This is a genomic window from Staphylococcus sp. HMSC65H10 (genome assembly GCF_001839185.1).
Taxonomy (GTDB): Bacteria; Bacillota; Bacilli; order Staphylococcales; family Staphylococcaceae; genus Staphylococcus; species Staphylococcus simulans.
The window spans coordinates 1-925 of sequence record NZ_KV840398.1 but is presented as its reverse complement, the minus strand read 5'-3'; the positions used below and the strand labels follow the sequence as shown (position 1 = coordinate 925).

Below are 925 nucleotides of genomic sequence, written 5' to 3'. Positions count from 1 at the left end.
CATTAGATGAATTACAAAAAGCATTAGACGATGCAAAAGCTGTTAAAAAAGATGACTACAAACCAAGTACTGTAACACCGTTCGAAGCAGCAGTTCAAGCTGGTGAAGCAGCGAAAGCTGATACTTCTAAGACTCCACAAGAGTTGAAAGAAGCCGCACAAGCAATCAAAGATGCACAAAAAGCTTTAGAAACTAAAGCGAATAAAGCTGAACTTGAAAAATCAATCGCAACAGCTGAAGGTTTAGGTCAATTAGACCCTGCAGATAAAGAAGACAAAGCAGTCCAAGATGCTTTAAACAAAGCGAAAGAAGTTCAAGCTGATCCTAATGCTTCACAAGATGCTGTAGATGCAGCTCAAAAAGCATTAGATGAAGCAATTAATGCTAAAAAAGCACAAGATGAGAAAGAAGCGAAAGCAGCAGCTGACGCCAAACAAGCAGCATTAGATGCGTTGAAAGCAGAGTTAGAAAAAGTCGCTAAAATTAACAAAGACAACTTCACTCCAAACACAGTTGCACCATTAACTGATGCACAAACAGCAGGACAAGCGATTGTTGATGCACCGGATAATAAAACAACAGCAGAAATTGAAGCAGCAACTCAAGCATTGAAAGATGCTCAAAAAGACTTAGTTCAAAAAGCAGACAAAGCTGAATTACAAAAGGCAATCGATAAAGCTAATACTTTAGGTAACCTTGACGCGAATGATCCAGAAGACAAAGCGGTTCAAGATAAATTAGCAGATGCTGAAAGAGTTAAAGCTGATGATAATGCAACGCTACAACAAGTAGCAGAAGCAACAAAAGCATTAAACGATGCTATCGCAGCGAAAGAACATCAAGATGCTTTAGATGAATTACAAAAAGCAATCGATGCAGCAAATGCAATCAATAAAGATGACTTCAAACCAAATACAGTGAAACC

1 pseudogene is annotated in these 925 nt (G+C 38.4%); it reads left to right on the top strand.

Annotated features, from left to right (window positions below):
• Positions 1–925 (top strand): annotated as a pseudogene (locus HMPREF3270_RS10680) (FIVAR domain-containing protein); the annotation flags it as partial.